This window comes from Novosphingobium sp. MMS21-SN21R, from assembly GCF_031846015.1.
GTDB lineage: Bacteria > Pseudomonadota > Alphaproteobacteria > Sphingomonadales > Sphingomonadaceae > Novosphingobium.
In genome coordinates this window covers 191,633-197,835 of sequence record NZ_JAVRDU010000004.1, presented here as the reverse complement: position 1 = coordinate 197,835, position 6,203 = coordinate 191,633, and the positions used below count along the sequence as shown (strand labels likewise).

General features: G+C 62.2%; 6 protein-coding genes. All 6 read left to right on the top strand.

The features are described 5' to 3' along the window. Positions 1–37: 37 nt before the first annotated feature. The 6 genes from RM192_RS20020 (at position 38) to RM192_RS19995 (ending at position 6,201) form a co-directional block, all read left to right on the top strand. Complete coding sequence (locus RM192_RS20020; protein WP_311509496.1) at positions 38–916, top strand: LysR substrate-binding domain-containing protein; 879 nt, start codon at positions 38–40, stop codon at positions 914–916. Between the two features lie 155 nt (positions 917–1,071). Next, positions 1,072–2,103, top strand: a complete 1,032-nt coding sequence (locus tag RM192_RS20015; protein WP_311509492.1) for an FAD-dependent oxidoreductase — start codon at positions 1,072–1,074, stop codon at positions 2,101–2,103. An 11-nt stretch (positions 2,104–2,114) separates the two neighbouring features. Continuing rightward, positions 2,115–3,017 carry a VOC family protein gene (locus tag RM192_RS20010; RefSeq protein ID WP_311509248.1) on the top strand — a complete coding sequence of 301 codons (903 nt, stop codon included), beginning with the start codon at positions 2,115–2,117 and terminating at the stop codon, positions 3,015–3,017. Positions 3,018–3,020: 3 nt separating this feature from the next. Beyond that, a complete protein-coding gene (locus RM192_RS20005) occupies positions 3,021–4,184 on the top strand; it encodes a prolyl oligopeptidase family serine peptidase (protein WP_311509247.1) in 1,164 nt (387 codons plus the stop codon). Positions 4,185–4,228: 44 nt separating this feature from the next. After that, positions 4,229–5,413 carry a cytochrome P450 gene (locus RM192_RS20000; RefSeq protein ID WP_311509246.1) on the top strand — a complete coding sequence of 395 codons (1,185 nt, stop codon included), beginning with the start codon at positions 4,229–4,231 and terminating at the stop codon, positions 5,411–5,413. Beyond that, positions 5,410–6,201, top strand: a complete 792-nt coding sequence (locus RM192_RS19995) for a cyclase family protein (protein WP_311509245.1) — start codon at positions 5,410–5,412, stop codon at positions 6,199–6,201. Before RM192_RS20000 ends, RM192_RS19995 begins: the two co-directional genes overlap by 4 nt. The last annotated feature ends 2 nt before the right edge of the window (positions 6,202–6,203 follow it).

Below are 6,203 nucleotides of genomic sequence, written 5' to 3'. Positions count from 1 at the left end.
GTCAAGGGTCTCGATCTCAACCTGCTGGCAGCACTCGATGTGCTGCTGGACGAGTGCAACACCGGTGAAGGCAGCGGAGCGGCTGCACCTTAGTCAGCCAGCGGCGAGCGCGGCTCTAGCCCGGCTCCGGGACTACTTTGGCGATCCTATCCTTACATCATACGGCAAGCGGATGATGCCGACCGCGTTTGCATTGGCGCTGCATCAGCCAACCAAGGATGTCCTCGCTCAGGTCGACCGGCTAATAACCCAGACGTCGGCCTTCGATCCCCTCAAGTCCGATCGCTGGTTTCGGATCGGCGTGTCCGATTACCTTTCTACGATCTTGTTCGCCGACCTGGTGCCGCGGCTGGCTGCCCTGGCTCCAGGCATCAGGCTGGATCTCCAACCGCCTTCCGACGAGATGCTCGGCTTGCTGGACCGGGGAGAACTGGATCTGATTCTCACTCCCACTGAGCATTGTCATCCCGGCCATCCGACCGAACTGCTATTTGAGGAAAAATATGTCGTCGCGGGATGGTCCGGGAATGCCGTGCTGCAGAAGCCGCTAAGCGAGCACGACTTCTATGCGCACGGTCACGTTGCGGTCGAAATGGGCAGAACTAGCCGGGTTACCTTTGCCGAGACCCACCTCAAGGACCGGGGGAACGAGCGGAAGATCGAGATCTACGCGGCGTCGTTTTCCCTTGTTCCCGAGTTGTTGGTAGGAACGAGCCGCCTCGCCATAATGCACGAGCGTCTGGCGAAGATGGTCCGGAGCAGGGGCGAGATCGTCTACCAGCCGCTCCCCTTCGAATTTCCCGTGATGAAGGAGATGGTCCAGTATCACAAAACCCGCGCCGACGATCCGGGGATCAAGTGGATGGTTGCACAGATCGCGAAGTGCTCGGAGAAGTTCAATCAGAAATTCAAGTAGAAATCTATTCAGATAATCACTTTTTGATATTCGCTCGGGCTTGCTACGCACCGCTTTCCAAGGGGAGAGTAGTGTGCACCAGCAGAAGATTCTGATCGTGGGGCCGGCATCGGAGGTCTGTCCGCGGCTATATCGCTCTCGCGGCCGGTCATTCGGTGGAGCTGGTCGAGCGCGATCCGGACTGGAGCGTTTACGGCGTCGGGATCATCCAGCAGGCCAACGTAATCAGGGCGATGGACCAGCTTGGCGTGTTGAGTGTTTTCCTGGATGCCGCCTGCGGGTTCGACGCCGTCGAGATATTCCTGCCGGACGGCACGATGGCGGCTCGGGTGCCGACACCCCGTCTCGTCGAGGGACAACCCGCGAACGTCGGTATCAGCAGGACGGCCCTGCAGAAGGTACTCGCCGAAAGCTCCGCCGCGCTCGGCGCAAAGACCAGGTTGGGTCTGACGCTGAAGCAACTGGACGACGATGGGGCCGGGGTCACCGTGACCTTCTCAAACGGTTCGGTGGGCCGCTACGATCTGGTGATCGGTGCGGACGGTGTCTACTCGCAAGTTCGAGACATGGTCTTGCCTGCGGCCGAGAAGCCCGAATTTACAGGCCAATCCGTCTGGCGCTACAATTTTCCGCGCCCCGCGGCGCTTGACGCATTGCAGGTCTATAACGGCTCGACCGGGGTCGGACTGGTGCCGATCAGCAATGAAGTGATGTACATGTACGTCACCACCCCTGAGCCCGGGAACCCCCGTTATCCGTTGCGCGGCCTGGCTGCTACTATGGCTGCGAAGCTGTCGGGCTGCGCGCCTGCCATCCGTGCGCTTGCCGATCAGATAGTCGACGATGCGGCGGTGGTGTATCGGCCGCTCGAAGGTGTCCTTGTCACCGGTCCTTGGCACAACGGCCGCACAGTCCTGCTTGGCGATGCTGTGCACGCGACCACGCCGCATCTCGGCCAAGGCGCCGGAATGGCGATCGAGGACGCGATCGTGCTCGCGGAGGAATTGGCCCGGCACGACGATCCGGAATCGGCGTTTAGCGCCTATCGCGATCGTCGCTTCGAACGCTGCGCGTACATCGTGACGTCAAGTTTGGCGATCTGCCACGGGCAGCTCGGCAAGGGCCCCGCGATCGACAACCACAAGGCCACCGCGGAGATGTTCGCGGTCATATCCCAGCCCATTTGAGAGGATCAGCAATGACCCGCGTTTCCGAAATACGTTATGTCGGCTATGGCGTCACCGATATTGAAGCCGAGCAGGCTTACTATGGCGAGATCTTTGGTCTCGACCCCGTCACAAGCGATGATGGCATGGCTTGGTTCAAGGCTCCCGGTCATGACGAACACCACGTGGTGCGTCTTAGGAAGGCCGAAGAGAACCGTGTCGACGTGATCGCACTCGCTGCCGACTGCAGCGCCGACGTCGATGAGTTGTGCGCCAATGTTAAAGCTTCCGGTGCGAAGGTCGTCCATGAACCGCGCAAACTAACGACGCCAGGGGGCGGCTATGGGTTTCGCTTCTTCACTCCGGATGGCCTCCAGATGGAGATATCGTCCGATGTGGCGCGGGGGGCAAAGCGCGAGATTGCCAAGTGGGAAGGGCTACCGGTCAAAATTAGCCACCTCGTCCTGCATTCCCCTGACCATCAGGGGCTCGTCCGGTTCTTTTGCGATGTGCTGGGATTTAAGGTTTCGGATTGGCTCGGCGACTTCATGTGCTTCCTGCGCTGCAACAGCGCGCACCATCGTCTCGCCATCTTGCCGGGCCCGCCGTGCCTGAACCACGTCGCTTACGATATGCTGGGCGTCGACGATATGATGCGCGGAGCACATCGTCTCAAGCTCAAGGGCATCGACATCCAGTGGGGGCCGGGCCGGCATACCGCCGGCAACAATACCTTCAGCTATTTCGTCACGCCGGGTGGTTTTGTCACCGAGTATACTTCGGAGCTGGAGGAAGTGGATTTTGAGAGCCACCAGCCAAATACCTATACGCCCGCGCCGCTGATCATGGATCAGTGGGGTATCGGCGTCGGGGGGCCGCAGACAATGCCGCATGCCCATCCCAATCCCGGGCTATTCGTTGCGGTCGAGGCCTGATCGATGGCGCTGCTCGAACTCTTCCCGAATTACATCTGGAACCTTTCTGTTGCGATAGCGATGGAGAGCGGCGGGCAGATTGGCGAGATTGTCGATATGTGTCAGCCAATCCGGGACGCGGCGGCGAGCGGTGCAGATGCCGGCACGCCGGCATTCATGAAACAGTGGGCGGCGATGGGCGAGAAGCTGATCGAGCTCGCCGCCGAGGACGAGGCAAGGGGGCATGCGATCTCCGCTTCGAACAAGCTAGAGCGGGCTTCGCTCTACCTGATCACTGCGGAACGGATGCAGGGGCATGGTGCGCCCGGCCGCGAAGCCACCTACAGCAAGGCGAGGGATTCGTTCGACCGCTCGACGGCACTTGGGCAGATCAACCGCGACCGGGTTGAGATCGCGTTGGCTGAAGGAACAATGCCAGCGCTTTATACGCGCGCGCCGGGCGAGGGCCGCAAGCCTGTAGTTGTCTATTGCAATGGTCTCGATAGCTGCAAGGAGCTGCTCTACTGGTCGCGACTGCCTGAGGCGTTGGCCCGGCGCGGCATTTCCACGCTGTGCGTCGACCAGCCGGGCTCGGGCGAGGCGCTGCGTCTGCAGGGACTGCCGGTCGATCCGCATTCGGAAAGATGGGCCGCAAGGGCGGTCGACTGGCTGGAAAGCCAGCCCGATGTCGATCCCGCGCGGATCGGGATGACAGGGATCAGCCTTGGCGGGCACTTCGCTCCCCGCGCCGTCGCTTACGAGCCGAGGTTTGCCAGCGGCGCGGTCTGGGGCGCCAATCACAATTGGCGCGAGGTGCAAGACAAGCGGTTGATGCGCGAAGGCGAAAACCCGGTCCCGCATTATTGGGCGCATGTGATGTGGGCATTCGGGGCCAACGACATGGACGAGTTCCTCGTCAAGTCGGAAGCGATGAACCTCAATGGCCACGTCGATCGCATCCGGGTGCCGTTCCTGGTCACCCACGGTGCTGAAGACCGACAGATCAGCCTGTCTTACGCCGACGACCTGTATGACCAGCTGGTCAACTCGCCACGCCGCGAAAAGGTCATCTTCACGGCTCGCGAAGGTGGCGTCGAGCACGTGGGCGCAGACAACATGGCCTATGGGCGTGACTGCATCGCCGACTGGTTTGCCGAAACGCTGGGCGGAAACACCGGCAGCACCTGAAATGCCGGGATGAGCGCGGATGACCGCGCCGGGAGAGGAACCACATGACGATCAGCGCACTGGATTTTGATCCTTACGACGAGGCGGTGCTGTCCGATCCGTTCCCGCATCACGAAAGATTGCGCGAAGCGGGGCCGGTCGTCTGGCTGGAGCGGTACCAGTGCTACGGGCTCGCGCGCTTTGCCGAAGTCCGCGATGCGCTCAACGACTGGGAGACCTTCGTGTCCTCGCGCGGCGTCGGCTTGGCGGATTTTGCCACCGAGCAGCCCTGGCGCCCGCCGTCGCTGTTGCTCGAGGCCGATCCGCCGCTCCATAGCCGGACCCGCGGCCTGATGAACAAGGTCGCCTCCCTGCCGAGTCTCAAAGCCCGGCAGCCCGAATGGCGCACGAAGGCCACGGCGCTAGTGCGCGAGCTGGTCGGGCGCGGAGCGGTCGAGGCGGTTGCGGACCTGTCCGAGGCATTTCCGCTCAGCATCTTCCCGGACATGATCGGACTTCGCGACGAAGGCCGGGAGAACCTGATTCCCTATGCCACCACGGTGTTCAATGCGTTCGGTCCCCGCAACGCGCTGCTTGAGCAGAGCATGTCGCAAGCCGTGGCCGCCACGGCCTGGGTTGCCGAAAGCTGCAAGCGCGAGTTCCTCAAGCCCGATGGCTGGGGCCGCGAGGTCTATGCCGCAGCCGACCGGGGGGATTGCTCGGAGGATGAAGCCCAGCGCCTTGTCCGTTCGTTCCTTTCAGCGGGCGTCGACACGACGGTCAACGGCATAGCCAACCTGGTGTTCGCCTTTACCCAGTTTCCCGACGAATGGCGCAAGCTGAAGGAGAAACCGGAGCTTTGTCGCAAGGCGATCGAGGAGAGTCTCCGTTGGGGCGGGGTGGCACAGACGTTTTACCGGACGACCAGCTGCGATGCGGACGTTTCGGGGACGACAATTCCGGAGGGGAGCAAGGTTCTGCTGTTTCTGGCCTCGGCCAACCGCGATCCGCGGCGCTGGGACGATCCCGACCGCTTCGACATCGACCGCAATGCGAGTGGCCATGTCGGGTTCGGATTCGGCATTCATCAGTGTCTTGGCCAGATGGTCGCCCGCTATGAAGCGGAAGCGGTCCTGACCGCGCTGGTCGAGCAGGTGGCCGAGATCAGGGCAGCAGGGCCGGCGACGCGGCGGCCGAATAACACCCTCTATGCGCTCGATACCCTCCCAGTCGAACTGGTGGCAGCATGAGCACCGCAGCCACCCGCAGGTTCGTCGACCTGTCGATCACGCTTTGCAACGACGTTGTAAGCGATCCGCCGTTTCTCCGTCCCGAGATCACCTACCAGACGCACGGCGAGACCATGACTGAGCTTGCGCATTTCTTCCCTGGCGTAACTGCGGACCAGACCCCGGACGGGGCAGGGTTCGCGGCGGCGGAATGGGTGCGGCTGACTACACATAATGGAACCCATCTCGACGCACCCTGGCATTATCACCCGACCCAGGATGGCGGCGTGGCGGCCATGACGATCGACGAGATACCGCTCGACTGGTGCTTCCAGCCAGGGGTGAAGCTGGATTTCCGCCATTTCGAGGATGGCTACGTGGTCACCGCAGCCGATGTCGAAGCCGAACTCCACCGCATCGGGCATCAGTTGAGGCCGCTCGAGATCGTCCTGGTCAACACGGCCGCCGGAGCCGCGTTGGGCGATCCCGATTATGTGAACCGCGGATGCGGCATGGGATACGAAGCGACGATGTTCCTGACCTCGCGCGGCATTCGGGTGACCGGAACCGATGCGTGGAGCTGGGACGCGCCGTTTGCTCACACCGCGCGGCGCGTGGCCGAGACCGGTGACACCTCGCTAATTTGGGAAGGGCACAAGGCGGGGCGGGAGATCGGCTACTGCCATCTCGAGAAGCTGCATAATCTCGAGGCGCTGCCGGCCGACGGTTTCCTCGTCAGTTGCTTCCCGCACAAGATCAAGGGCGCTTCGGCCGGATGGACCCGGGCTGTCGCGATTTTCGAGGACTGACG

Bases quoted from the DNA above. Each gene is read 5' to 3' on its own strand.
- RM192_RS19995 (WP_311509245.1), top strand. From the start codon at position 5,410: ATGAGCACCGCAGCCACCCGCAGGTTCGTCGACCTGTCGATCACGCTT.
- RM192_RS20010 (WP_311509248.1), top strand. From the start codon at position 2,115: ATGACCCGCGTTTCCGAAATACGTTATGTCGGCTATGGCGTCACCGAT.
- RM192_RS20000 (WP_311509246.1), top strand. From the start codon at position 4,229: ATGACGATCAGCGCACTGGATTTTGATCCTTACGACGAGGCGGTGCTG.
- RM192_RS20005 (WP_311509247.1), top strand. From the start codon at position 3,021: ATGGCGCTGCTCGAACTCTTCCCGAATTACATCTGGAACCTTTCTGTT.
- RM192_RS20020 (WP_311509496.1), top strand. From the start codon at position 38: ATGTGCTGCTGGACGAGTGCAACACCGGTGAAGGCAGCGGAGCGGCTG.